Genomic DNA, 24805 nt, shown 5'->3' with positions numbered 1-24805 from the left:
AGCAATCAAAACCAAGCCTTTACGCTTCCAAAAAGAAAAAAAACCAACTCGTAAAGAATTGGTTTTTAGGTTGTTATTATTTTATTATCCGTGGATGGTTTCTTTTTTTCCGTATTTGGCTATTACCGTAGCTTCGAAATCCAGCCATTCTTTCCAGCGTTTGTCCACGTCTGTTTTACCAGCATATTGTTTGGCGAATTTTAGAAATGTGGTGTAAATACAGGTTGTTTTTTCAAATAATGTGATGAGTAAAATGATGAAGTTTTGATAGCAAAGTTAATTGTGCTTTAATTGTAAAAATAAAGCTGCCCAATTTTGGGCAGCTTTCAAATTGAAATTCATTTGTTTTTTTAGTTTCTGATGAATTTTTTGCTGATGGTTGAGGAACCGTCAGAAACTTCGATGATGTAAGTGCCTTCTTTTACCGAACTAACATTAACAGCATTGTTCTCAATGGTTCCTCCAGAAATTTGCTGTCCTAACAGATTGTAGATTCTGTAAGAAGCTTCCGTTTCAAGACCTGAGAAAAATAATGTTTCACCTTTAACAGGATTAGGATATACTTTAAAGGATAAAGTGCTAACTTCTTGTTTTGTATTGTCAAGACTTTCCGTAGCTGTATCGTATTTAACGGTAGCTCCGTTAACAATGTTAACAGTGTAGTCTTCAACTTCTCCGTTAACAAACACTTCACATGCAGTTGGTACTGCGTTAAATTTCATCGAAACTCTCATTCTTGTTGTACCTGATAAAGCTGTGTTTGGGATGAAAAAGCTACCATTAACAGTTGTTGATTTTGTTTTTGACTTGCTGAAAGCAAGCTCATTAGATCCAAAATTTCCATCTTGATTATAGTCAATCCAAACCGCATAAGCTTCATTAACTGAGGAACCATACCATGCTGGTGTAATAGTAATTGAACTTGTTGTGCCAGTTGTTAAATTGGTAGACAGAGTTGTATAGTTACCATATCCTTTGTTGTCTCCGGAAAGATTGTTGATAGTGCCTATTTGGACACGATTGATATATTCTCTAGAAGTGCCTCCAGTTGAAGTACAATAGGTAGCAACAGTATTGGACAGTGTAGTTACCGTTACGGTGTTGCTGTTAGTTGATAAGTTACCTGCTGCATCTTTAGCTTTTACATAAAAGCTATAAGTAGTTGCAGCGGATAAACCCGATACAACTAAAGAAGTAGCAGTTGTTGTGGTTTTCAATGCGCCATTTTGGTAAACATTATAGCCTGTAACTCCTATATTATCAGTAGCTGCAGTCCAAGACAGGTTAGTGCTTGAAGTAGTAGTACCTGAAGCAGAAAGTGTTGAAGCTGTAGGAGCAGTTGAGTCAACTAATGCAAGAGTGGAAACATTTACCGTGTTACTTGCAGAAGACAAGTTTCCTGCAGCATCTTTAGCAGCTACATAGAAATTGTATGTAGTTGAAGATGATAAACCAGTTACCGTCAATGAAGTAGACGTAGTGGTGGTTTTCAATGCCCCATTTTGATATACGTTATAACCGGTTACACCTAAATTATCAGAAGCAGCCGTCCATGATAGGTTAGTGCTAGAAGACGTAGTGCCTGAAGCAGAAAGGGTTGAAACTGTTGGAGCAGTTGTATCAGCTGCTGCTAAAGTTGTTACATTAGCAGTGTTACTTGAAGTTGATACATTCCCGGCAGCATCTTTAGCTTTTACATAGAAACTATAAGTTGTTGAAGCAGATAGACCCGATACCACTAATGACGTAGTAGTCGTAGTGGTTTTTAATACACCGTTCTGATATACATTATAACCGGTAATCCCTATGTTATCCGTAGCAGCTGACCATGATAAGTTAGTTGCAGAGGTAGTCGTCCCTGATGCCGACAACGTTGAAGCAGTTGGAACTGTCGTGTCAGCAGTAACAATAGCTGAAGTAGTTACATTTACAGTGTTACTGTTGCTAGAGATATTTCCAGCAGCGTCTTTAGCTTTTACATAGAAGCTATATGTTGTTGAAGCTGTTAAACCTGTTACCGCCAATGAAGTAGCTGTAGTAGTAGTTTTTAACGCGCCGTTTTGGTATACATCGTAACCAGTAACTCCTGTATTATCTGTAGCAACTGTCCAAGTCAAGTTAGTGTTTGAAGTAGTAGTACCTGAAGCCGAAAGCGTTGAAGCTGTTGGTGCTGCTGTATCCGTAGTTGCTGAACCAGTAATGGTAAAGTTAGCATTGTTTACATCAAAGAAAATATGATTACTACCTTTTACCATGATTCTGTTCGTAGTTCCAGGTAGGTTAGGAATTACAACATTTTGAGAACCATCATTAGGTGTTCCTGAAACTAAAACAGTAGGGAACGTTTGTCCACCGTCTGTTGATAATAAAATATCCACATTGGCAGCGTTTACACCATTAGCGTTAGTGCCGGCAACGGTCCAGTTGATAGCTTGTGAAGTGCCTGCCACATACGATACAGCCGCGTTTTGGGTGTCAACGGTAAAAGGCCCTGCAACACCGTCTACAGTTAGAACTACGTCGTCGGTATTGTTAGCGCCACCACCAATTCTGTTGTCACGTACGGTTAAACGGAAGTTTAAGGTACGGGCTACTCCTGGTAATGCTTCTACTGCAATATCTCTACCTGCAGTAGTTGTTAGTCCAGCCAGAATACTATTCATGTTCGGAAAATATCTTATTGGTGAAACTGTTGGAAGATACGATCTGAAAAGAGGCCCGGTTGTAGCAGTTGCTGTAGGAACTGATGCTGTTGCATTTCCTACATCCATTTGCTCCCATGAGTATGTTAGTGCATCCGTTGAATTAGCATCCGTTGCAGATCCATTTAGCATGAAAGGGGTTCCTTTAGGGATAGTAAAATTTAATCCAGCATTTACAACAGGTACTGCATTACCGGTATTAGTTATTGTTCCAAAAGTTTTAGTTTTGATTAAATCAGTAACTTGTTGGATGCTTATGGCATGAAAGTAAGCATCTGAATTTTGTTGAACATCTTTAGTGGTAATTCCTGCATAACTCATGATCGTTGATCCACTACCTGGTTCTAATTGAGCTATTGTGCTTTCGGTAGTATATGTAAAAGTATGGTTAGCCCCCAACTGATGCCCCATTTCATGAGCCACACAGTTAATGTCAAAAGTGTCACCTTGGTAATTCGTTGCATTTGCACAAGAATAAGCTCTTCCTTTGTAGTTATCCGCACCAATTGATCCTCTGGCCCCAGCGTCACCAGAAACAACAGCTCCTGCTCCTAATAGGTGTCCAATATCATAGTTTGCTTCTCCAATAACGGCTGTTAAGTTAGATTGTGATTCTGAGCCCCAATTAGATGCATATGAAAATGGGTCCGTTGTTGGATTTGTGTAAATTAATGTATCGTTATTGGCAATTAGGACTAATCGAACTCCAAAGTCTCTTTCAAAAACTCCATTGATTCTGGTTAATGTGTTGTTCATAGATGCTAAAGTAGCAGCTTTGCTACCTCCAAAATAAGCTGCGTATTCTCCAGTACAAGATAAAGCTAATCGATAGGTTCTTAATTTAGCATCATCTGCACCTCTCGCATAAGTGGATGAAGTTTGAGAAATTGATTGAGAAGCTGATTCTGTTACACTACATTCGAATTCGTCCATCTCATGTTTATGCTCCGATCTTTTGTATACAGTATATAAAGTGTTTTCTGAATTGATAGGTTCGATGAAAATGGATTCTTTATCAGGGGCGTAAGTCATTGCTTTGAATCCAAGTGGCGATAAGCTGAAATACGCTCGTGCCTGTGTGTTCTCCATACCAACAGCTACATAGGATTTTATTTCCGGGTATTTAGCAGCTAGTGCAGGATCCATAACAGGGTTTTCGTAAACTTTGAAATTTTCAGTTTTACCCTCTCCGTTAGGTAATGCAATAATTATGTCAGAAGTGATTTTGCTGTCTCTTTTAGGTGATTTTGCCAGTGCCATTTTCATAGCAGGTAAATCTAAATCGAAAAGATTGTTTTGTGGTAAGTTTGATTTAGTAGTTCTACCAGAAGTCTGATTCGCATTATTCTTTTTCCATAATCCAGTTTTAGTCTGAGCGATTCCGAAGGTACTGGTAAATAATAGGGCAGCACAAATTAATTTTTTCATAGTATATGTGTTTTTTGTAACTGCCTCAAAACTAATAAGTTAAATTAAAATATCGATGAAATTAACAAAAAAATCGATGAACTACACGTTTTTTTTTAAAACTGTAAGATTTGAGCCATTTTTTGATTATTCTCTTATGGAAAATTTGATAAATAAATTCTGTAATAATCTAAAAATCAATAATTTATATTTTTTCAAAATTCTTAAATATGTAAAAAAAAGAGTACGGTAACAGCTTCATGAAGTGCAGTTTTATTTTTTCAATTCAAAAGATTTTTTGAATTTTTCAAATCTATTTTTTTGATAAGTTGGAATTGATATTTTGAAGATAAATAGCTGATCTAATTTTTATATGAGGTTAAGGTCCTTCTGAGAAGAATAATTTTGGTATTTAGTAATTAATGTATTGTTAAAAAAGTTAAAGCCTTGAAAATGTTTGTGTTATAGTTAATTGTTGCTAAAAATTTTGTTAAATTTGTCTCAATAAACTTTAATAAGGTTATTAGACGGTTTTATGGTTGATTGTGATTGCTCGTGCAATAATACCTCCGCAGGAATCAATTAACATTTTCTTTTTTTACACTTTTTTAAATAATCTTAAAGTTTCAATTTTTGATTGAAAGGGCGTTGTTTTTTGGATTCCCCTTTTCTGTCATGTACTTCTCTCTCTGATAATATGGTTCTAAAACCGTATTATATGAAAAGAATTATATCATTTTATAGTGGAAATGCACAAAAAGTCAGCAGTTGTTGTAGCTGGCTGATGCATGCATTTAGTGATTACTGTTTCAATATTCTCAATTTAATTAAGGATTTATTTATTTGTTTAAACTATACTTTAAATAATAGTAGTAAAAGTTTTAAAAGACAAGCCTTGTTAGGAGGAGTATTGTGCGCACTTTTTATGCCTGGGGATATGTTTTCTCAGCAATTTAGAGGTTTGCAAACTGCCATGGCAGTTAATGTTCAACATAAAAATCCATTACAAAAAGATCCAATTAAAAAAGATTACCAACGATTTGTATACGATAATAACCAATTTTACAAAGAATCCGCTTATACTGTTTCAACCGATGCATTACCTCTTGCAGGTGCCGGTACTCCTTGTACTGCACACCGTTGGTTTGCTGGAGATGGTTGGCGAAATGAAAGTACGCCTAGTGTTTGGGAGCCTATAGTTTTGTCTGCACCGAGTCTGCAGCCTAAAGGGATTGTTCGATGTGCCAGTTCCGCGGAAACGGAAAGCCAACTGGAAGCATTTAAAGGGACATATCATGAAGCTGATAATCCTAATATTGATGGTCTTCCTTTTCCACTGACGGATTGTTTTAGTATGACTACTGAAACTTTTGGTAACACACTTTCTCGCCCAACGGAAGGAGAAGAGATTGTTTGGTTAAACTTTGATATACGACCGCTTGCCGGGACCTATCAGTTTCAAATTGTGACAAATCAAAATGTCGGATTTGTCCTTTTTTATGTAGATCCGGCTTCGGCAGGGCCTATTTCAGGTGAAGATATCGGAGCTAGTTATCCTTCAGGATTGTCTGGGGATTGTACCGATTTGGAATTTTCCGACATCAAAATAGCAGGGATATCGCACCCGGCTTGTGGATTTAGCGGTAATGGTTGGACTACTATTACTGTTCCTTCCTTCACAAGACCAACCAATTATTATCTTGCCATGTGGATGGCTGATGAAAATGTTACTGCATTTCCAGGAAGTATGAATTTGGTGTATAAATCCAGATTTGGTTGTGGTGGTGCTACCTGTACTCTTGAACATATGGATACCGATGTGGTCTGTAATGGTGATGGAACCTCCTATACTGCCTGTGTTGAATATGGTGGTAGTGAAGGACGCTGGAATATTGCTGCTCCTGGAGCTACCAGCTATACTTGGACAACCTATGCACAAGACGGAACCACCGTTATAGCCTCTGGAAATACTTCTCAAGTAACTTTGGGGATAATTCCAGACGGGGCTGTTTTTGCGAAGATATGTGCCATTTATCCGTTAGGAGTCCCCTATGACATATCTCTCACACCCGATCCGACGTATAGGGAAAACGATACGGGTTACATACCATGTGCTGATGGCGACAGGCAAACAGGTGCCTCACCTACAGACCCTTCATTAAGTTGTATAAGTGATTCCTTATTGAATTTTGTTCGTTGCGGTGTTTCTGCCAGTGAAGCTCAATCAAGTACTAACTCAGACTTTAATACATGGTTTGCTACTTTTGCCAATCAAAATCCGGGAGTAAACCCAACGATTTCGTATGTGTATTCACCGGCTCAGGCAGAACCGGTTTCAGGACACGCTCCTCTAAATCCTGGTACAGGGGTTCCTAATTTTACAGAAACCTCTGTTACGGTGACTTGGACAATAGAGAATTCTGAAGGATGTTCCGCATCTTGTTCAGCAGAATTTAGAATAACTAATAACTGTTTGATTGGTTGTACGCCAACTCCTTCGCCTGCACCATGTGATGGTACACCAGGTGGGTCAATTCAAGTTCAGGCAGCCAATGGTATTCCTCCTTATAGTTTCTATTTGTATTTGGATACTGATCCGGATCCAAATATTAACACTTTAGTTGCGGTTGATAACGAACTGAATGTTAATGCAGATCCAAATACTTTAATTGCAACTACGACATTCACAGGTTTGGCAGCAGGTCATTATGTTATACGTATAGTAGACCAAGTACAAACATTAGAAGTAAATCCTACCGAATGTGATACTACTGTTGAACAAATTCCATCTGTACCAATCGTAGAAAACTGTACCAACGACGAAATAACCGCCTGTGGCTTAACACAAGCAGCAATTGATGCGGATTATTTAGCATGGTTCAACAGTTTAGCACCAACAGGAGGTACCAATCTTGATTATGATATAGTGGTTAGAGATGGAGAGGGCAATATTGTAGATGATGATGGAGTATTCTCACCAGCCCGATGTGGCGCCATTTACACCGCAACAGTAACTTATTCTGATGATTGTGACCAAAGCGGTGATTGTACAGCCACTTATACTGTAATAGGTGATACTGAAGATCCTGTAATTGTTGATATACCTGATTATCAATTACAAGAATGTAATGAGGCATGGCCAACAGATGTATCAACAACATTCACTGATAATTGTGGAGTAAACGAAAGTTTATCCGGCGATGTAGATGGTGTATTAATTGGTTCTGGCGCATTGGATGAATGTACCCAATACCGTGACTACCGTTTTAGAGTAGTTGACGATTGTGGCAACGATGCCGAGCAAACCCTTCGCATTACCCGTCACTACGATGAAACCGATCCGGTTATCGAATGTCCAGACGATATTGTAATTGGAGTTTGTGAAGAATTCCCAACTATAGTTACTCCTCAGGCAACTGATAATTGTGGTGGTGAAGTAGAAGTGATCGGAACACGTTCTGATGGTCTGGCACTTAGTGATCCTTTCCCTGTTGGGCAAGTAATAACAGTTACTTTTACAGCCACAGACGATTGTAACAATGATGCGTCTTGTAACTTTACTGTAACAGTCAACCCTTGTGATGAACCACACTGTACTTATACTCAAGGATACTACGGATCTTATAACGGATCAGCTTGTACTCCGGATGGTGTAAGAACAACAGATTATGAAATAATGAGAACGGCTTTAGGTTATTATACTGCAACTACTGCGGATGATTATTTCGACTTTGGTACTGTTTCAAGCGGAAACTATTTCCGATTAAAATTATCCGATGTTAGTGGCGATCCATCCATTGCTAAAAATAACATTTACAAAATGTTACCAGGAGGTGGTAATCCGAGAGCTTTGGTAGGATTTGATACCTATGACCAAATAGGCCCTTACGCGAATGTAAACCAAAAATGGACAGTAGACAACGATCCGTTGAATAATACAACACAAAGAATGAGACGAGGCAGAATCAACAACAACTTGCTTTCTCAAACTATGGTATTATTCTTTAACCGTTCAGTTGATGGTGGTTTAGGAAGTTTCGAATTCGGAACTACATTAGCAACCGCTGATGTAGACTGTGGTTCTGATGTTCCTGATATGGAAACAGTTGAAGTGTATTATATGCCTGAAGCTTTAGTGGATTACTTGTCTAATAATGGAGGTGCTACTGTAGATAATCTGTTTGCATTAGCAAATAGAGTTCTCGGAGGAGAAGTTATTCCGGGTGTAAGCCCTACTGCAGTTAATTCAGCTGTTGATAATATTAATAATGCATTTGATGGATGTAGAACAGTTGTTGCTGTACCTCCTTCAGATGTAGTGATTAATAATCCTGATGTACCGGTAGAATCTGTAACTGGAGGTCAATCGACATTTACAGTATATCCGGTTCCATTTAAAGATAATATTACAATTCGTTACGACTTCAATTATCAATCAAAAGCGCGAATTGAAGTGTTTGATGCGAAAGGCATGTATCTAATGTCTTTTGATGACCCTGATGCTTACTACGGAAAAGAAGTTACACTTGAACCAACATTTAATACCGGCGAGGGACAAATGTTCTTTATCAAGTTAATTACAGACCGAGGTGTAAGTATGAAAAAAGTGATTTCCAAAAAATAAATACCCTTAAGTTCATTAAAGAAGGAAGAGGCTGGTTATTTCTAACCAGCCTCTTCTTATTTGTTAAGTGTTTAGGGTTACTTAACTAATCCTCTTGAGATTACAATTCTCTGAATTTCAGAAGTTCCTTCGTAAATCTGGGTAATTTTTGCATCACGCATCATACGTTCTACATGGTACTCGCTTACGTATCCGTTACCTCCGTGAATTTGAACGGCATCATTAGCCACTTCTAAAGCAATTTCAGAAGCATATAATTTTGCCATCGCTCCGGAATGTGCAATATCTTCTCCATTATCTTTTTCAGAAGCTGCTTTGTGAATTAACAATCGTGCAGCTGTAGTTTTTACGTGCATATCTGCTAATTTGAAAGCAATGGCCTGGTGTTGGAAAATTGGTTTTCCAAAAGCCACACGCTCTTGAGCATATTTCAACGCTAACTCATAAGAACCTTGAGCAATACCTAAAGCTTGAGAAGCAATTCCGATTCTTCCTCCATTTAAAGTTGACATCGCGAAAGCAAATCCGAAACCATCCGCTCCGATTCTGTTTTCTTTAGGAACTTTTACATCGTTAAATAATAAGGTATGGGTGTCAGAACCACGAATACCCATTTTCTTTTCTTTTGGTCCGATTTCAAAACCTGGCATTCCTTTTTCAACAATAAGAACGTTAATTCCTTTATGACCTTTTGAAGCATCCGTTTGAGCAATAACTAAATAAGTAGAAGCTGTTCCACCATTGGTAATCCAGTTTTTAGTTCCGTTTACTAAATAATGATCGCCCATATCAATTGCAGTGGTTCTTTGCGAAGTAGCATCAGAACCCGCTTCCGGCTCAGATAAACAGAAAGCACCAATAACATCACCTTTTGCAAGTGGCGTTAAATATTTTACTTTTTGCTCTTCAGAACCATATTTTTCTAAACCAGCACAAACTAATGAATTATTAACCGACATAATTACAGCTGCAGACGCATCTACTTTTGCAATTTCTTCCATCGCCAGCACATAAGAAACACTGTCTAATCCGGCACCTCCGTATTTTGGATCTACCATCATCCCTAAGAAACCAAGTTCTGCCATTTTCTTTACTTGTTCTGTAGGGAATTTAGAGTGTTCGTCTCTTTCAATTACACCTGGTAACAATTCAGTCTGAGCAAAATCTCTCGCCGCCTGCTGAATCATCAACTGTTCTTCGCTTAAATTAAAATTCATTTTATTTTCAGTGTTTTGTTTGTAAGTCCTTTAAAAAAGTTTCCAAATATAGGCCATAATTATCATATTTTCAATAGGATTGTCTAATTTTAACCCATGCAAAATAAGACCTATAACGTAGTGGGAGTAATGTCGGGCACTTCGCTGGACGGCGTTGATTTGGCACACATTCGTTTTACAGTAGATCAAGGTAATTGGGCTTTTCAAATTTTTGAAAGTGAAACCGTTAGTTATTCAGAGGAATGGGTAAACCTCCTGAAAAGTGCTATCGATTTTTCAAAGGATGAATTAACGAAACTTAACGAATCATATACCGAATTGCTAGCCGGAATCATTACTGCTTTTATACAGAAACACCATATTCAACATTTAGATGTAGTTTGTTCTCACGGACATACTATTTTGCATCAACCGCAAAACGGCTTCACATTGCAAATCGGGAATCTTTCAAAAATATCCGAGCTGATAGGAGAGAATGTGGTTTGTGACTTTAGGGTACAAGATGTGCAATTGGGAGGGCAAGGCGCTCCTTTAGTGCCGATTGGCGATAGGATTTTGTTTTCGAAATACGATTATTGCCTGAATCTCGGAGGCTTTTCTAACATCTCTTTTGAAGAAAACGGCAACCGAATTGCATTTGATATTTCCCCTGTAAACACAGTCTTGAATTTTTATGCCGATGCATTAGGTCTGAAATACGACAATAAAGGAACAATTTCCAAGAGCGGAACGATTTCTGAGGAATTGTTGTCTGAACTGAATGCGTTGGAATTTTATCAAAAAAGCTATCCGAAATCGTTAGGTTTTGAATTTGTGAAGACCATTGTACTTCCGCTAATCGAAAAGCATCAGATTTCCATTGAAGACAAGCTTCGAACTTTTACCGAACATGTTGCCTATCAGATTGCAAGCGCTTTGCCTGTAAAAAACGGAAGTCTTTTGGTTACGGGCGGTGGCGCTTACAATGATTTTCTGATCGAACAAATGCGAGTGTATCTTCCGAAAATGCAAATTGTAATTCCGGAAGCCAAAACCATCGAATTTAAAGAAGCGCTGATTTTTGCTTTATTAGGTGTCCTGAAACTTAGAAATGAAGTGAATGCTTTGGCTAGTGTAACCGGCGCAAAACAAGATCATAGTTCCGGGGTGGTTTATGAGTTTAATTCACCACAAACGCAGTAACCTCTTTTAGTAACTCTTTGCTTTTTAAATCGTGCCCCAAACCTTCTGTAAGGATCAATTGGCTGTTTTTCCAATGTTTGTTTAATCGGACGGAATGTGCAGGATTCGTGGCCAGATCATTTTTGTCGTGTACGATTAAGGCCGGAATGCTAATGCTCTCCGCGAACTTTGCACTCGAGAAATAACTTGGTTGCTTTCCTAATTGTTTCTCAAACTCATCGATTATTAAGGTAACCGATTTTGTGCTCAAGCCTAAGGTTTGTTTGTAAAAGTCGAAAAACTCTTTAGCTTCTCCCGGAGCGCCCATAATGACTACTTTTTTGATGGTGTTTTCTTTATAATGATCTAAAAAATAGGTCGTTGCAAAGCCGCCAATAGAGTGGCCAATAATTGTTGTGATATCCGAATGCAGTTCTAAAAAAGCGTTGATTACTTTTGCATATAAGACCACATGGATCGATTTTCCGGAAGATAAGCCATGAGCAGGCGCGTCTAAGGCATACACCGTAAAATCATTTTTGACCAAATGTTCAATATAGTTTTTCCAGCGGAACGAGTGACTGGCCCAACCATGGACGAGTAATATTTTTTTGTTGCCCTTACCCCATTTATAGGTTTGAATGCTGTAGTTTTCTACAGTAAATGTATCCGATAGGCCTTTTTGTAAAAACTCCAATTGATGCGGTTTCAGTTTTCGGGCAAAGGGATTGCAAAAAAGCAGAAAACCATCCTTTCTTAGCTTTTTTGGGTGCGTAATTGACAGAAAATTGAAGTAAATACCCGTCGATTTTTGTAAAATTCGTTTAAAATTCATGATATTTTTTCTTTTAAGATACCAATCGGTATCAAAATGATTAAATTTTTTTAGAGTAAAATGTCGGAAACGATCCAGTTTTTTAAATGGTTCACCACGATCTCGATATCGGCGTTTGAATTTTGAAGTTTACTCATCATAATGCCGCCTTCAAGCGTTGAAATTAAGACGGTTGCTACCAATTTTTCATTGACTAGATTTCGAACTTGTTTGTGAGTTTTTCCGTTGATGATAATCTTCTCTATCGAATGACGAAAAACGGCTAAAGCCTGCTGTGCTTTTTGCTTCAATTCCATGTTGGTGTCATCTACTTCAACGGCAACATTTAGCAGCGGACAACCACCGACAATAAACGGATCCGTGATGTAACTTTGGAACAAATTTAGGACACAAAACAGCTTGTCACGCGTGTTGTTTTCTAAGCTAATTTTCTTACTTAATTCAATAAAAATGGATTGCATTATTTTTTGAAAAGCTTCGATTTCCAGTGTCTCTTTATTCTCGAAATGTCTGTAGATTGCGCCTTTGGTTAAACCTGTGGCATCAGTGATATCGCTTAATGACGTGGATTTGTACCCTTTTGTGTTGAAAAGAGTGGTCGCTTCTTTAAGCACTTTTGCTTTTGTAATTTCTGAGGATCGCATATGCAAAGATACCAATCGGTATCAAAATGACAAAAAAAAAGTAAAATTTCTTTTTCGATTGTTCGAATAAGCTAAATTTGCATATCGAAAAATCACTTTTTTTGGCAGGTGAAATTGCCGTAAAAAAGATGGTTTGCAACCAATAAAAATAAACCGATCAAATATGAAAGATTTACTTAAGAAATTCGAAAATAAAGAACCTGAAGTTGTATTCCATTGGAAAGATGCGGAAACGGATGCGGAAGGATGGACGGTGATCAACTCATTGCGTGGTGGAGCAGCCGGTGGCGGAACGCGTATGCGTAAAGGTTTGGATATGAACGAAGTGCTTTCATTGGCAAAAACGATGGAAGTGAAATTTTCAGTTTCAGGGCCTGCTATTGGTGGTGCTAAATCAGGAATCAATTTTGATCCGAACGACCCAAGAAAAAAAGACGTGTTGCAACGTTGGTATAAAGCGGTTTCTCCTTTATTGAAAAGTTACTACGGAACCGGTGGAGATTTAAATGTAGATGAAATCCATGAAGTAATCCCGATGACGGAAGCATGTGGTGTTTGGCATCCGCAGGAAGGTGTTTTTAACGGACACTTCAAGCCAACGGAAGCAGACAAAATCAACCGTATCGGACAATTGCGTCAAGGTGTGGTAAAAGTGATTGAAAACACTACTTTTTCTCCGGACCTAAGTAAAAAATATACCGTTGCCGATATGATTACCGGTTACGGTGTGGCACAAGCCGTTCGTCACTTTTATGATATTTATGGCGGAAATGTACAAGGGAAAAAAGCGATTGTACAAGGTTTCGGTAATGTAGGTTCGGCAGCTGCCTTTTATTTAGCAGAAATGGGAGCGAAAGTTGTTGGGATCATCGATAGAGACGGTGGTGTTATCAACGAAAACGGATTTACATTCGAAGAAATTACAGCGTTGTTCCGTAACAAAAACGGAAATACCTTAGTGGCTGACAATATGATACCGTTTGCGGAAATCAACGAAAAAATCTGGTCAGTTGGAGCGGAGATTTTTGCACCGTGCGCGGCTTCAAGATTAGTGACTAAAGCACAAGTGGACAGCATGGTGGCAGCAGGATTGGAAGTGATTTCTTGTGGTGCGAATGTTCCGTTTGCCGATAAAGAAATTTTCTTCGGACCAATTATGGAAGAAGTTGACAGCAAAGTGAGCTTGATTCCAGACTTTATTTCCAACTGTGGTATGGCACGTGTTTTTGCGTACTTCATGGAGAAAAAAGTAGCGATGACCGACGAGGCAATTTTTAATGATACTTCCGATATTATTAAAGCGGCAATCCAAAAAACTTATGATGTAAGTTCTGACAAGAAAAACATCAGTGCAAGAGCCTTTGAAATTGCTTTGAAACAATTGGTATAATTCTTGTATATTTAGCTCTTAGAACATAACAAAAAAAACGTATTTTCGTTATTAATGTTTGAGTAAGAGTACGAATATGGAACAGTTTGATATATCAGCAGCAGAAAAAAGAAAGTCATTCCTGATTACGGTAGTGATTTACGCCTTTTTACTGCTGCTTTTGTTTTTTATCCGATTTTGGCCGCCCACCAATCCGGAAACTTTAGCTATGTTAGGTGGCGGAGGTGGTGGCGGAGGCGTGACCATCAATTTCGGAGACAGTGATGTCGGAATGGGTGATAATTTTCAGAGTGAAGTGCTGAATGTGAAGAATGATGTGAAACAGGCGGTGACGGAAACTGCACCTGAGGAAGATGTCATTTCCAGTGATACTCCGGAAGACAACGCAGTGGTGATTCCGAAAAATCCAAATCCGGTAAAAACGAAACCAGTCGTGAAGACCGACCCGAAACCTGTTGAGGTTAAAAAACCAACCGTTTCTAAAAACACCAATGATGCGTTGGCGAATTTAATGAACGGTTCCAAAAAAGGCGGTGACGGTGATGACAACCAAGCCGGTAACAAAGGGAAATCCAACGGTGATTTAGCTTCAAACGGTTATTATGGTAGCGGCGGATCCGGTGGAGGAACAGGCGGTGGGAACGGAACTGGCAACGGAACAGGAACCGGTCCTGGTAGTGGAAGTGGTTCTGGCGGTGGAAACGGAAGCGGTGTAGGAACCGGAAACGGTTCAGGGTATTCGTTAGGAAACCGAAAAGCACTTTCAAAACCCGCGCCAAACTACAATTGTAACGAAGAAGGCCGGGTAGTGGTCGAGGTTTCCGTAGATAAAAACGGTAAAACCATTGCAGCTACACCGGGAATCAAAGGAACGACCAATACGGCCAAATGTTTGTTGGATCAGGCGCGAATTGCCGCGATGAACACCAAATGGCAGGCGAGTGAGGATGCTCCGGAACGTCAGGTGGGAAAAATTATTTATACCTTTAGTTTGAATTAAGCAAAAATAAAGAAGTAGGAATAAAAAAGAGTCAATCGGTTTGGTTGACTCTTTTTGTTTGGTATCGTTTTGCAGTTTAAGATTTTTTCGCCGTGGTCTTTATTTTTTTAGTTGCATTACTTTTTCTAGTAAGGGGGTTAATCCGTTTTCGGTAAGGGTGTCATTGTTCCAGAAACTCATGCAACAGCTAACGTAGTTATCCCTGACGTTACACGCTACATAATAGATGGTTAGTGTTTTTCCGCCCGACATGCCGGCCAGTACCGATTTTACTCCGGTGAAATCATAAACAACTTTCTTGGCTTTGGTTTCCGTGCCTTCAAACAGTACGTCAACCTCTTCTTCGGAAAGCACTTTCCCGCCCTTTTTGCTTTTGGTAACAGTAAATTGATTGTGGATGGCGTTTTTCGCGCTTTCAAGCGTTTTGTGAACTGACCAATTCATTTCTCCGTAATAAGGGCATTGCACCGTATTGATATTAGTCCAATAGCAACTATTTCCCAGTTCAATTTTTCTTCCGGCAAAATCGATGCTTTCAATGATCATGGGTTCAAAAACTTCTTTTGGGATTTGATCGTTTACAATCCGATTGACATATTTTCTTTCAAAGGCTTTGTCCAATGCGTTATAATAACCGAACCAAATAACGGTTATCGTTTTGTTTTTGTTTTCTATAAAGTAGTAAGAGCTTATCTGATTGATGTTCTCCGCGACATTTTCTGTTTTAGTAATGTAGATATTGTTATGACGCAACGTTTCGTCTTTTGTTTTAGCATCACTGTCTTTGATGTCATACTTTCGGTATAGTTTTTTCAGTCCTTTTTCGGAGAATTCGTTGCTGAAGGCTTGTTTTGAAAAATCAACTCCGTCTGTGTTGTAAAAAACAATTGTTTTGTTGTTGATGGCTTTAAGGCGTTTTGCAAAATCATCATTTTCCTGACTAAATGCAATAGTTGAGACTAAGGCGATGGTTAAAAAGAAAAGTCTTTTCATTTTCGTTGCTTTTAATGATGGTTCTGTTAAAAGTGAAATTTTAGCCCCGATAGCAGCGGCATCCTTTTATAAAAAATCCCGTTCTTTCAGAATGGGATTTTTTATAAAAGATAGAGCGTATAGCGGGAATAAGCTCCTTAAAATATTACTTTGAAGCACTTGTGGCTATTACAAATTTCAGGTTGTTTTTTACACCAATCTGCAATACGTCTACCAGATCCTGTACTTGTAAATTGTACGGAATACGAACCACTACGGCCTGTTCTTTATTGTCACCGATTTTGTTTAGTAATTCCTGCTCCAATTGATCAAAAGGTACTTCCTGTTTGTCTAGATAAAATCGTTTTTCTTCCGTTACGGACAAGCTGATTAGCTGCTTGTTAGTTTTTTCGTTGTTTTTCGATTTAGGTAACGTCATTTTAATCACGTTCGGATTGGCTAAAGTCGAGATAATCAAGAAGAACAAAAGCAGGAAGAACATAATGTCGCTCAACGAACTGGTGGCGACTTCTGCATGAAATCGTTTATTTCGTTTTATCGGCATTTGGTCGCTGTATTATGTTAACGAATTCCAATACGTGTCTTTGCATGTTGAGCGAGTAGTTATCGATCATGCTATTGTACAAGTGGTACGCCGAATACGCGATAATACCCACCACAAGGCCCGCACCACTACTGATCATTTTCTCGTACAGTCCGCCGGAAATGTTTCCGATACTGATGTTTTCCGTAACCGAAATGCTGTAGAAAATCTTGATTACTCCGGAAATGGTTCCGATGAAGCCAAGGGTTGGAGCAATACCCGCCACTAAACCTAATACACCCAGTTTCTTTTCCATTTCACCGATTTCAATATTGGCGGCTTTCTCCATGTTGGATTCGATTTCCGAAATCGGACGGCCAATAGTCTGGATGCCTTCTTTGATTACAATCGCGGATGCAGCACCGTCACGTTCCGCCGCAGAAATAGCCATGTCGATATTTCCTGCATTTAAATGAGTACGAATGTCTTTCATTAAATGCGGATCGGTTTTGGTTGCCTTTTTGATGTACATGTAGCGTTCGATGATGATGTAAATCGTGTAGAAAAGCAGTAAGGCAATCGGGATTAAAAAGATTCCGCCTTTTAAGATGAATTCCAATACGGAGATTTCGTTGTCTTTTACCACACCCTCTACTACTGCGCCTGCAGCTTGGCTAATTGTGTCATTTTGTACTTGTAAAAAAAATCCAGTCATAAATTCGAATGATAGCTATAATTTATTTTAAAAATAATCTCAATTTTGCAATAAAGATAAATTTCTATACCCTAATAAACTAAAAAAAAGATTATTTATTTTACGGGTACAGATTTTAACAGCAAATAGTATTCCAAAATGACCTATGCCGAAACTTTAGAGTGGATGTTTGCCCAATTACCCATGTATCAACAACAAGGGGCATCTGCCTATAAAAAAGATTTAACCAACACGATTTCACTGGCCGCGCATTTGGGTAATCCTGAGCGATTGGTTCGCTGTGTGCATGTGGCAGGAACGAACGGGAAAGGTTCGACATCGTCCATGATTGCTTCTGTATTACAGGAGGCTGGTTATAAAGTTGGTTTGTATACGTCTCCACATCTGAAGGATTTCCGGGAGCGGATTAAGATTAACGGCCAAATGATTTCGGAAGATTTTGTGGTGGATTTTATCGAAACAAACAAATCCTTCTTTAAAGAACGTCAGTTAAGTTTTTTTGAGATGACGGTGGGTTTGGCTTTCGATTATTTTGCCAAAGAAAAGGTAGATGTAGCTGTGATTGAAGTTGGGATGGGTGGTCGTTTGGATTCTACTAATATTATACAGCCTTTGGTTTCGGTAATTACCAATATCGGTTTTGATCATACTCAGTTTTTGGGAACTACTTTGGAGACCATTGCGGGAGAAAAAGCGGGTATTATTAAATCAGCTGTTCCTGTTGTAATTGGAGAATATACAGAGCAAACCAGACCGGTTTTTACGGCAAAAGCGGAAGAGTGTCAATCAGAAATTTATTTTGCTTCTGATTTGATAACTCAGGATTACCCTTGCGGTTTGTTAGGAGATTATCAGGTTCACAACAAGAAGACGGTGGTACAAACAATTGAGGTGTTGAGGGCTGATTTTGAAATTTCAGATGATAATCTTAAAAACGGCTTGTTGAAAGTGGTTGAAAATACCGGTTTGTTAGGGCGTTGGCAGCAGCTTGGTTCGAATCCGAAGGTGATTTGTGATACCGCACACAATAGTCATGGATTGAAAATTGTGCTGAATCAGATTCAAAATGAAAAATTTGAGCGATTACATTTTGTTTTAGGTGTGGTGAATGATAAAGATTTGGATGATATTTTGCCGTTATTTCCAAAAGAGGCTAAGTATTTTTTCTGTAAGCCGAATGTGCCGCGTGGCTTAGATGAAAAAAAATTACAGCAAAAAGCAGTAGAGTTTGGTTTGATTGGGGGAGTATATAATTCAGTTTCAGAAGCTTATAAGGCTGCCCTAAGTGTCTCTGTCGGGGATGATTTCATTTATATCGGTGGCAGTACGTTTGTAGTGGCAGAAATTGTGTAAAATAATTTTGTAGAAGTGAAAATAACCTTTATATTTGCACCCACAATGACGGAAAAACGTTGTTGTCGATAAAAGGGCGATTAGCTCAGCTGGTTCAGAGCACCTCGTTTACACCGAGGGGGTCGGGGGTTCGAACCCCTCATCGCCCACCACTTTTATCACTACTTACTGATAATAAAAAAATTATTGGGCGATTAGCTCAGCTGGTTCAGAGCACCTCGTTTACACCGAGGGGGTCGGGGGTTCGAACCCCTCATCGCCCACAAAAAAGACACCTTATACAAATGTATAGGGTTTTTTTATGCCTTGTATTTACTGGGCTTTACAGAGTTTTTGCATACTTCATAGAACTCTTTCAATTTTCTCAAAAAGGCATACTTTTTAATTAAAAATCACCTTTTCAGGTACACCCATTTTTTTACCTCAAAGGCATACCCTGGGTACACCCATGTTTTTCTCAGGTACACCCTAAATTCAAACACCTAAAATCATGAATGTTAACGATTTATATATTTTGTTTTTAATCAGTAGAGTAAAGACAAATAAACAGGGTTTAGCCCCTATCAGATGTAGGATTACATTGTATAACAAAAGGAAAGTTTTCTCAACAGGATTGTTTGTAGAAGCTGATAAATGGAACAATAAAACCCAAATAGCTAAGCCATTAAATGATGATAATAAGTTTATTAATACCCAATTGAGCCTGATTAAAACTAAAATTAATCAGGCTTTTTTATTTCTACAAGTTCAAGGAAATGTGTTTAGTGCTGATGATGTTTATAATCAATATGCAGGTATCAAACTAAATATTGATAAGTCAATTTTGGAAGTTTTTGATGAACATATAAAAAACCAGGAAAAGCTGATAGGCATTGAAACTACAAAGGTTTCTGTTGCAAAGTTTTATCAAACCAAGAAACATCTGCAATCTTTCATTTGGTATAAATTCAAGAAGAATGATTATATGTTGAAGCAACTGAAAGGAAACTTTATAACAGAATTTGAATTCTACCTAAAGGCAGAAAAGAAGTTTAAGCATCATACAATTTATAAAACTATCCAAAGGTTTAGACAGATTGTGAAGTTTGCTGTAGCAAAAGATTATATTTTTAAAGACCCTTTTATGCTTCATAAGAATCCTAAACCTAAAAAAGAAGTTGTTTTTTTGACTCCAAAGGAATTAGAAACATTAGCTAATCATACATTCTCACAAAGCAGATTAGAAAATGTAAAAGATATGTTTGTATTCTGCTGTTATACTGGATTGGCTTATAATGAAATGAGTAGTTTAGAAAGAAAGCATATTGAAATTGGGTTTGATGGTTTTGAATGGATTAAAATTGTCAGAAAGAAAACTAACAAAGAAGTATCTATTCCTATTCTGAAAAAAGCCAAAGAGATACTCAATAAATATGAAGATGATTCTGAAAAGCTATTGCCAGTAATTTCAAACCAGAAGTTTAACTCCTACCTCAAAGAAATAGCTGAAATAGTGGGTATTAAAAAAAATCTAACCCATCATCTTGCTAGAAAAACTTTTGCAACTACAGTACTACTTTATAATGATGTGCCTATGGAGATTGTCTCTGAATTATTAGGACATTCTGAAATGAGTGTTACTCAGGCTCATTATGGAAAAGTGGTTAAGGTTAAAGTTAGTGAACACATGATGAAATTAAGTAAGAAACTTGATAGAAAGAAATAAGAAATTAGCTGTGTTGTTCTATTTTTACAGCATAGCTAATTTTATATTATGAGTGCAATAGATTTTGAACTAATAGACATCCCAATTGAATTTAAAAAAATCAGCCCTGATGATTTTGATTCTAATCTTTATGAATCTTCAATAACTAAGATTAGGCCTAATAAAGAAGGCTATATTAGTGAAGAATTATTGCCTATCCTAGATAGTGAGTTTAGTATTAACAATACAGTAGTTATTAATGCAGGTGTTGGTCAAGGAAAGTCAAAAGCTATTATTGAGAAAGTAGTTGATTACTCAAAATCAGATGAATACATTGTTGTTATTGCTGTTCCTTATAATAATCTTATTGAACAGTATGAGAAAGATTGTATAAATAGGGGGATTAGTCCTAATGAAGTATTCAATATTCAAAAAATCAAAGAATATAGCTTCCTTAATAAACAAGGCATTGATGATAATCTTGTTAATTCAGATAATTCAAAAATTTCTGATTTTAAAGTTCATGTTATGACAATTAATGCGTTACTAGGTAATTCTGGTGATGAATCAATTTTTCAATCCAAAGAAAGGGTCAAATACTTTTCTGAATTATCTTTTTTTTGTACACAAAATAATAAAAAGATAGTTGTTGTTTTTGATGAAATACATGATGGAATTCAAAATTTTAAAGAAGAGTATATTTATAAGTTATGGAGTTTTCAAGGGTTAATTTTTAAAATTTTCATAATTAGTGCAACTTTCAATGAAGCTTCAAAACAAGTTGTAAAATATCTGTCAGAATTCACTAATAGAAAAATAAGTATAGTAGAATCAGAGAGAGTTAAAAATGTCAATAGACAAAGTAAACTCAGTCTTATTTTTAATGATTACAAGCCTATATCAAAGAACTCTTATTTGAAAAAACTTGTTAATAAACTTATTGATGAAAAGAAAGCTTTTGATGTAATTCTATATTCTAAAAAGCAGGCAAAGCAATTGTTAGATACTAATGGACTTCTCCATTCAATAAAAAATGAATTAAATTTATGTTATAGTGATGTTTTTGATTTTGCAAAGAAATCAAATAAGAAGTATAGTAATGATTTGAATAATGTAGGAACAAATTTTACTACAGGTGTTAATATTACTAAAAATTGCCATACCTTAATTGTTGTTTTGCCAAAAAGACTTCAAAATAACTTTATTAACAATAAAGGTGTTTTTTCTTCAGGTCTAAATTCTTTAATTCAAACTTTAGCAAGGCAAAGAGAGGCTGGTGAAATTTATATTGTTATGCCTACACCATATAAAATAAATGAAAAATCACTTCCATATAGTCAGAAGATTAATGATAATATTGTTGATATATTTAAGAAGTATGCAAGTGATATAAAGGTTGAATATTCAAATGTTAATTTACAAAACGAATTGCTGCTTAAAGCATATGATACATTAGAAAAGTTAAACATATTAGCTACTCGCAATATTGAAAGTGTAGATAGATCAGGTATGAATACTTTAGATTATCCTTCAAAAGAGAGGTTTATATTAGAAAAAGGGGAAAGATTTTTAACCAAAAACTTTTTTGGTGGGGATTTAGCAACATATACATTTTTTGGAGCTATAACAAATCAATTTCTCAACTGTACTTTGAATGAGATATTAGTTGATAATAAGATTTTAATTGAGGATGGGAATGTATTAGGTGCAGCATTTGAAATTTATAGTGATTTTGCTTTTAAAAGAGTTGGAGCTTTTGAGGGAGATGTAGAAGAGTTTTACTTTGACTATTATTCTGAATATGAGATATTTAGGTGGATTTTATCTTTTTTAGAGAATAAAGAAGTTTATATTAATGAGGAAAGAGCAGATAGTACTCAAATTAAATACTTTAAGAGGGCTTTGGTTTATTTTACAATTCAACATGGAAAAGAAAGGTCTTTGGAAGGATTGCAAAGTATAAGTTTCATGGAATTAGGTAAGATTCTCAATAAAATATACTTTCAATCTTGTGTGAAATTTTCTGGAGTTGAATTGTTTAACAAGGAAGGGGCCTTATATACAAAAACAGAATATGGATTTGATTATATGTTGGATGATGAAATCGCTAAACAAATTCTACATTATAAAAAATGGATTGAGTATGTTGATCTGATTGAGTATGATATAAAAGACTATAATGGAACTAAAGTTTTGTCTACTTCTCCATGTGATGATTTTAAAGCAAAATTCAAAAAAGACAAAATGTCAGAGGAACTAGAGTTTTTGATAAAAACTGATATGATAGTTAAAGAAGATATAACTACTTTAAAGGATACTTATCTAAAAGCTGAAAAAGAAAAGAAAGTTGAGACTTTTTATAATGTTTTAGTGGCTAATTTTTTTAGGAAAAATGCTAAGTATAAACAAATTAAAAGAATAAACAATTATAAGGATGTTGAGAGGATTAATTTAGATTCTTTAACCACAAATTTTTTATACAACAGAATACCAGAAGCAATTCTGTAAATGCACAGATTTTCTTTTTCTTATATAATATAAAAGAAAATTTGTGCACTTTTTCAAGGCCAATCTCAATTTTGAGGTTGGCTTTTTTGTTTTAAAAATACCAGGAATCTAAAAGAACTATTAACCATTTAAGATTAAAATTATGCAACTAAGACAATCAGAAAGGAAGAAAGCCAAAATTAAAATGGCTCTTCAAGGTTCAGCAGGCTCAGGAAAAACATTTAGTAGTTTACTGCTTGCACAAGGGTTAACCAATGGAGATTTTAGCAAAGTAGCTGTTATTGACAGTGAAAATGGGAGTGCAGATTTGTATGCTCATTTAGGGCAATACAATGTACTATCATTAAAACCACCATTTACACCAGAAAATTATATTAAGGCAATTGAAGTCTGTGAGAAAGCAGGGATGGAAGTTATCATTATTGATTCAATTTCTCAATCATGGGAAGAATTGTTAGACTATCACAGTTCTTTAGCAGGAAACTCATTTACTAATTGGGCAAAAGTGACACCAAGGCAAAATGCTTTTATTGATAAGATTTTACAGGCAGATGCTCATGTTATTGCAACAATGAGAACCAAACAGGATTATGTTTTAAATCAGAAAGATGGAAAGTTCATTCCTGAAAAAGTTGGATTGAAAGCTGTGCAAAGGAATGATTTAGATTATGAATTCACTTTGGTCTTTGATATTGATATAAAACATTTTGCTGTATCAAGTAAAGACAGAACAGGTTTATTCATGGGTAAACCAGAATTTGTAATAAACTCTTATACAGGTAAAAAGATTTTGGAATGGTGCAATAGTGGAACTAATCTACAAGATGCAAGGGAGAAAATAAAAAATACAAAAAACCTTGATGAATTGAAGCAACTCTATAACCAATACAGCAATTGGAGAGAATTGTTGGAATATGATTTCAAACTCCAAAAAGATACAATTAACTCAAAAGAATTATTGTTGAACCCTAAAACATTCAGTACAAATGGAAGCACTGCACATCCTTGAACCCAAAGTAAACCAGGACACACATAGATTACTTCCTGTAAAGCAAAATAATGTCTTTACAATTCCTGGTATTTCACAATCTGAAAATGTTGTTACTCCAATTGTAACATCATTTCCAAATAAGCCATTCATTGAAGCCAATACACAGGAAATCAATTTACACAATCTGAAAAATGATTGTGTAATTCCTGTTTTCAGTAAGGATAATGAAAGAACTATTGCTCATCAGGAATTTATAAAGATTGCTCAGGATTGTCTTTCAAAGGTATTCCCAAACCAAATTTTTGATAAACCAGAAATCAGAGTGAGCCATCAGATAAAAGGTAGAACACCAGAAGCAATTCATAAAAATGTTGCTGATTTATTAGACCATGAAAGAACCCAATATTTTGAAAGAATGGCATTCATTATTAGGATTCCTGGTATTGTGGATTCCATTAATGGTAATGAAATTGCTCTTACAATTGGTGGAGTCAGAAGTTACAATTTGGAAAATCTGTACAACAAAAAATCATTTGAAAAGTTCAAGTTTTTTATTGGTTTTCAAAATAAGGTTTGTTGCAATCTATGTGTTTGGAGTGATGGCTTTGTAGATGATATGAGAGTTACTTCATACCAGGAATTACAAACCAAGATTTTGGCTGTTATTCAAAATTACAATGCTGAAAAGCATTTGTTGGAAATGAAGGATTTTTCAAAGCATTCATTAACTGAACATCAATTTGCTCAACTGATTGGTAGAGCAAGGCTATATCAACATTTACCAAAAAATGAAAAATCCCTAATCCCAAGTCTGAACTTTACAGATGGTCATATTAATACCATAGCAAAGGATTATTATGAGGATGTTAGCTTCAGTAGAAATGAGCAAGGAGATATAAACCTTTGGGATGTGTATAACCTCTTTACACAAGCCAATAAAAGCAGTTATATTGATACTTTTCTTGACAGGAATGTGAATGCATTTGATTTTACTCATGGCATTCAGAAAGCACTAATTGGTGATGGAGATTACCATTGGTTTTTGAGTTGAAAATAAC

At 36.5% G+C, this 24805-nt stretch carries 16 protein-coding genes, 2 tRNA genes and 1 pseudogene; 11 read left to right on the top strand and 8 right to left on the bottom strand.

What is annotated here, in order from left to right; all coding sequences use genetic code 11:
- Positions 1-84: 84 nt before the first annotated feature.
- Positions 85-216: pseudogene (locus ABGT15_RS09140) on the bottom strand (tRNA 2-methylthio-N6-isopentenyl adenosine(37) hydroxylase MiaE); the annotation flags it as partial.
- 134 nt (positions 217-350) lie between these two features.
- On the bottom strand, positions 351-4130 hold the full coding sequence (locus ABGT15_RS09135) for a reprolysin-like metallopeptidase (protein WP_367231102.1): 3780 nt from the start codon (positions 4128-4130) through the stop codon (positions 351-353).
- Between the two features lie 697 nt (positions 4131-4827).
- Between ABGT15_RS09135 and ABGT15_RS09130 the strand changes: the two genes are divergently transcribed.
- Positions 4828-8733: an HYR domain-containing protein gene (locus tag ABGT15_RS09130; RefSeq protein WP_367231101.1), complete on the top strand. Its 3906-nt coding sequence runs from the start codon at positions 4828-4830 to the stop codon at positions 8731-8733.
- A gap of 77 nt (positions 8734-8810) precedes the next feature.
- Here ABGT15_RS09130 and ABGT15_RS09125 read toward each other — a convergent pair whose 3' ends face one another.
- Positions 8811-9950 carry an acyl-CoA dehydrogenase gene (locus tag ABGT15_RS09125; RefSeq protein ID WP_367231100.1) on the bottom strand — a complete coding sequence of 380 codons (1140 nt, stop codon included), beginning with the start codon at positions 9948-9950 and terminating at the stop codon, positions 8811-8813.
- A 96-nt stretch (positions 9951-10046) separates the two neighbouring features.
- Here ABGT15_RS09125 and ABGT15_RS09120 point away from each other — a divergent pair, with 96 nt between their 5' ends.
- Entirely contained in the window at positions 10047-11132 is a 1086-nt protein-coding gene (locus ABGT15_RS09120) for an anhydro-N-acetylmuramic acid kinase (protein ID WP_367231099.1), read from the top strand.
- On the opposite strand, the gene ABGT15_RS09115 is transcribed toward ABGT15_RS09120, so the two are convergent.
- Both ABGT15_RS09115 and ABGT15_RS09110 read right to left on the bottom strand, forming a co-directional pair.
- A complete protein-coding gene (locus tag ABGT15_RS09115) occupies positions 11110-11946 on the bottom strand; it encodes an alpha/beta hydrolase (protein ID WP_367231098.1) in 837 nt (278 codons plus the stop codon). The two genes, ABGT15_RS09120 and ABGT15_RS09115, sit on opposite strands and share 23 nt — an antisense overlap.
- Positions 11947-11996: 50 nt before the next feature.
- Positions 11997-12590, bottom strand: coding sequence for a TetR/AcrR family transcriptional regulator (locus ABGT15_RS09110; RefSeq protein WP_367231097.1), 594 nt, complete (start codon positions 12588-12590; stop codon positions 11997-11999).
- Between the two features lie 163 nt (positions 12591-12753).
- Between ABGT15_RS09110 and ABGT15_RS09105 the strand changes: the two genes are divergently transcribed.
- A complete protein-coding gene (locus ABGT15_RS09105; protein WP_367231096.1) occupies positions 12754-13980 on the top strand; it encodes a Glu/Leu/Phe/Val dehydrogenase dimerization domain-containing protein in 1227 nt (408 codons plus the stop codon).
- 76 nt (positions 13981-14056) lie between these two features.
- Positions 14057-14980 (top strand): energy transducer TonB, encoded by a 924-nt coding sequence (locus ABGT15_RS09100; RefSeq protein ID WP_367231095.1) that lies wholly within the window; start codon positions 14057-14059, stop codon positions 14978-14980.
- A gap of 99 nt (positions 14981-15079) precedes the next feature.
- Here the strand turns inward: ABGT15_RS09100 and ABGT15_RS09095 are convergent, their stop codons facing one another.
- The 3 genes from ABGT15_RS09095 to ABGT15_RS09085 form a co-directional block, all read right to left on the bottom strand.
- On the bottom strand, positions 15080-15973 hold the full coding sequence (locus ABGT15_RS09095; protein WP_367231094.1) for a hypothetical protein: 894 nt from the start codon (positions 15971-15973) through the stop codon (positions 15080-15082).
- A gap of 145 nt (positions 15974-16118) precedes the next feature.
- Positions 16119-16517 carry an ExbD/TolR family protein gene (locus ABGT15_RS09090; RefSeq protein ID WP_367231093.1) on the bottom strand — a complete coding sequence of 133 codons (399 nt, stop codon included), beginning with the start codon at positions 16515-16517 and terminating at the stop codon, positions 16119-16121.
- Entirely contained in the window at positions 16498-17211 is a 714-nt protein-coding gene (locus tag ABGT15_RS09085; protein WP_367231092.1) for a MotA/TolQ/ExbB proton channel family protein, read from the bottom strand. The genes ABGT15_RS09090 and ABGT15_RS09085 overlap by 20 nt, the downstream gene beginning before the upstream one ends.
- A 138-nt stretch (positions 17212-17349) precedes the next feature.
- Here ABGT15_RS09085 and ABGT15_RS09080 point away from each other — a divergent pair, with 138 nt between their 5' ends.
- The 7 genes from ABGT15_RS09080 (at position 17350) to ABGT15_RS09050 (ending at position 24798) form a co-directional block, all read left to right on the top strand.
- On the top strand, positions 17350-18564 hold the full coding sequence (locus ABGT15_RS09080) for a bifunctional folylpolyglutamate synthase/dihydrofolate synthase (protein WP_367231091.1): 1215 nt from the start codon (positions 17350-17352) through the stop codon (positions 18562-18564).
- A 74-nt stretch (positions 18565-18638) separates the two neighbouring features.
- Positions 18639-18716 (top strand) — tRNA-Val (locus tag ABGT15_RS09075).
- Positions 18717-18752: 36 nt separating this feature from the next.
- A tRNA-Val gene (locus ABGT15_RS09070) sits at positions 18753-18827 on the top strand.
- A 227-nt stretch (positions 18828-19054) separates the two neighbouring features.
- Positions 19055-20269 (top strand): site-specific integrase, encoded by a 1215-nt coding sequence (locus ABGT15_RS09065; protein ID WP_367231090.1) that lies wholly within the window; start codon positions 19055-19057, stop codon positions 20267-20269.
- 48 nt (positions 20270-20317) lie between these two features.
- Complete coding sequence (locus ABGT15_RS09060; protein WP_367231089.1) at positions 20318-22756, top strand: DEAD/DEAH box helicase; 2439 nt, start codon at positions 20318-20320, stop codon at positions 22754-22756.
- 142 nt (positions 22757-22898) lie between these two features.
- A complete protein-coding gene (locus ABGT15_RS09055; protein WP_367231088.1) occupies positions 22899-23765 on the top strand; it encodes an AAA family ATPase in 867 nt (288 codons plus the stop codon).
- On the top strand, positions 23743-24798 hold the full coding sequence (locus tag ABGT15_RS09050; protein WP_367231087.1) for a DUF3871 family protein: 1056 nt from the start codon (positions 23743-23745) through the stop codon (positions 24796-24798). The genes ABGT15_RS09055 and ABGT15_RS09050 overlap by 23 nt, the downstream gene beginning before the upstream one ends.
- The last annotated feature ends 7 nt before the right edge of the window (positions 24799-24805 follow it).

It is taken from the genome of Flavobacterium enshiense (assembly GCF_040750275.1).
GTDB classification, from domain to species: domain Bacteria; phylum Bacteroidota; class Bacteroidia; order Flavobacteriales; family Flavobacteriaceae; genus Flavobacterium; species Flavobacterium enshiense_B.
The sequence above is the reverse complement of the archived record's forward strand: the minus strand, read 5'-3'. Positions and strand labels throughout refer to the sequence as shown.

What these genes read in the sequence shown, in the direction of transcription:
- ABGT15_RS09135 (WP_367231102.1), bottom strand. Translation starts at nt 4,130, where the DNA reads ATGAAAAAATTAATTTGTGCTGCCCTATTATTTACCAGTACCTTCGGA.
- ABGT15_RS09130 (WP_367231101.1), top strand. Translation starts at nt 4,828, where the DNA reads ATGAAAAGAATTATATCATTTTATAGTGGAAATGCACAAAAAGTCAGC.
- ABGT15_RS09125 (WP_367231100.1), bottom strand. Translation starts at nt 9,950, where the DNA reads ATGAATTTTAATTTAAGCGAAGAACAGTTGATGATTCAGCAGGCGGCG.
- ABGT15_RS09120 (WP_367231099.1), top strand. Translation starts at nt 10,047, where the DNA reads ATGCAAAATAAGACCTATAACGTAGTGGGAGTAATGTCGGGCACTTCG.
- ABGT15_RS09115 (WP_367231098.1), bottom strand. Translation starts at nt 11,946, where the DNA reads ATGAATTTTAAACGAATTTTACAAAAATCGACGGGTATTTACTTCAAT.
- ABGT15_RS09110 (WP_367231097.1), bottom strand. Translation starts at nt 12,590, where the DNA reads ATGCGATCCTCAGAAATTACAAAAGCAAAAGTGCTTAAAGAAGCGACC.
- ABGT15_RS09105 (WP_367231096.1), top strand. Translation starts at nt 12,754, where the DNA reads ATGAAAGATTTACTTAAGAAATTCGAAAATAAAGAACCTGAAGTTGTA.
- ABGT15_RS09100 (WP_367231095.1), top strand. Translation starts at nt 14,057, where the DNA reads ATGGAACAGTTTGATATATCAGCAGCAGAAAAAAGAAAGTCATTCCTG.
- ABGT15_RS09095 (WP_367231094.1), bottom strand. Translation starts at nt 15,973, where the DNA reads ATGAAAAGACTTTTCTTTTTAACCATCGCCTTAGTCTCAACTATTGCA.
- ABGT15_RS09090 (WP_367231093.1), bottom strand. Translation starts at nt 16,517, where the DNA reads ATGCCGATAAAACGAAATAAACGATTTCATGCAGAAGTCGCCACCAGT.
- ABGT15_RS09085 (WP_367231092.1), bottom strand. Translation starts at nt 17,211, where the DNA reads ATGACTGGATTTTTTTTACAAGTACAAAATGACACAATTAGCCAAGCT.
- ABGT15_RS09080 (WP_367231091.1), top strand. Translation starts at nt 17,350, where the DNA reads ATGACCTATGCCGAAACTTTAGAGTGGATGTTTGCCCAATTACCCATG.
- ABGT15_RS09065 (WP_367231090.1), top strand. Translation starts at nt 19,055, where the DNA reads ATGAATGTTAACGATTTATATATTTTGTTTTTAATCAGTAGAGTAAAG.
- ABGT15_RS09060 (WP_367231089.1), top strand. Translation starts at nt 20,318, where the DNA reads ATGAGTGCAATAGATTTTGAACTAATAGACATCCCAATTGAATTTAAA.
- ABGT15_RS09055 (WP_367231088.1), top strand. Translation starts at nt 22,899, where the DNA reads ATGCAACTAAGACAATCAGAAAGGAAGAAAGCCAAAATTAAAATGGCT.
- ABGT15_RS09050 (WP_367231087.1), top strand. Translation starts at nt 23,743, where the DNA reads ATGGAAGCACTGCACATCCTTGAACCCAAAGTAAACCAGGACACACAT.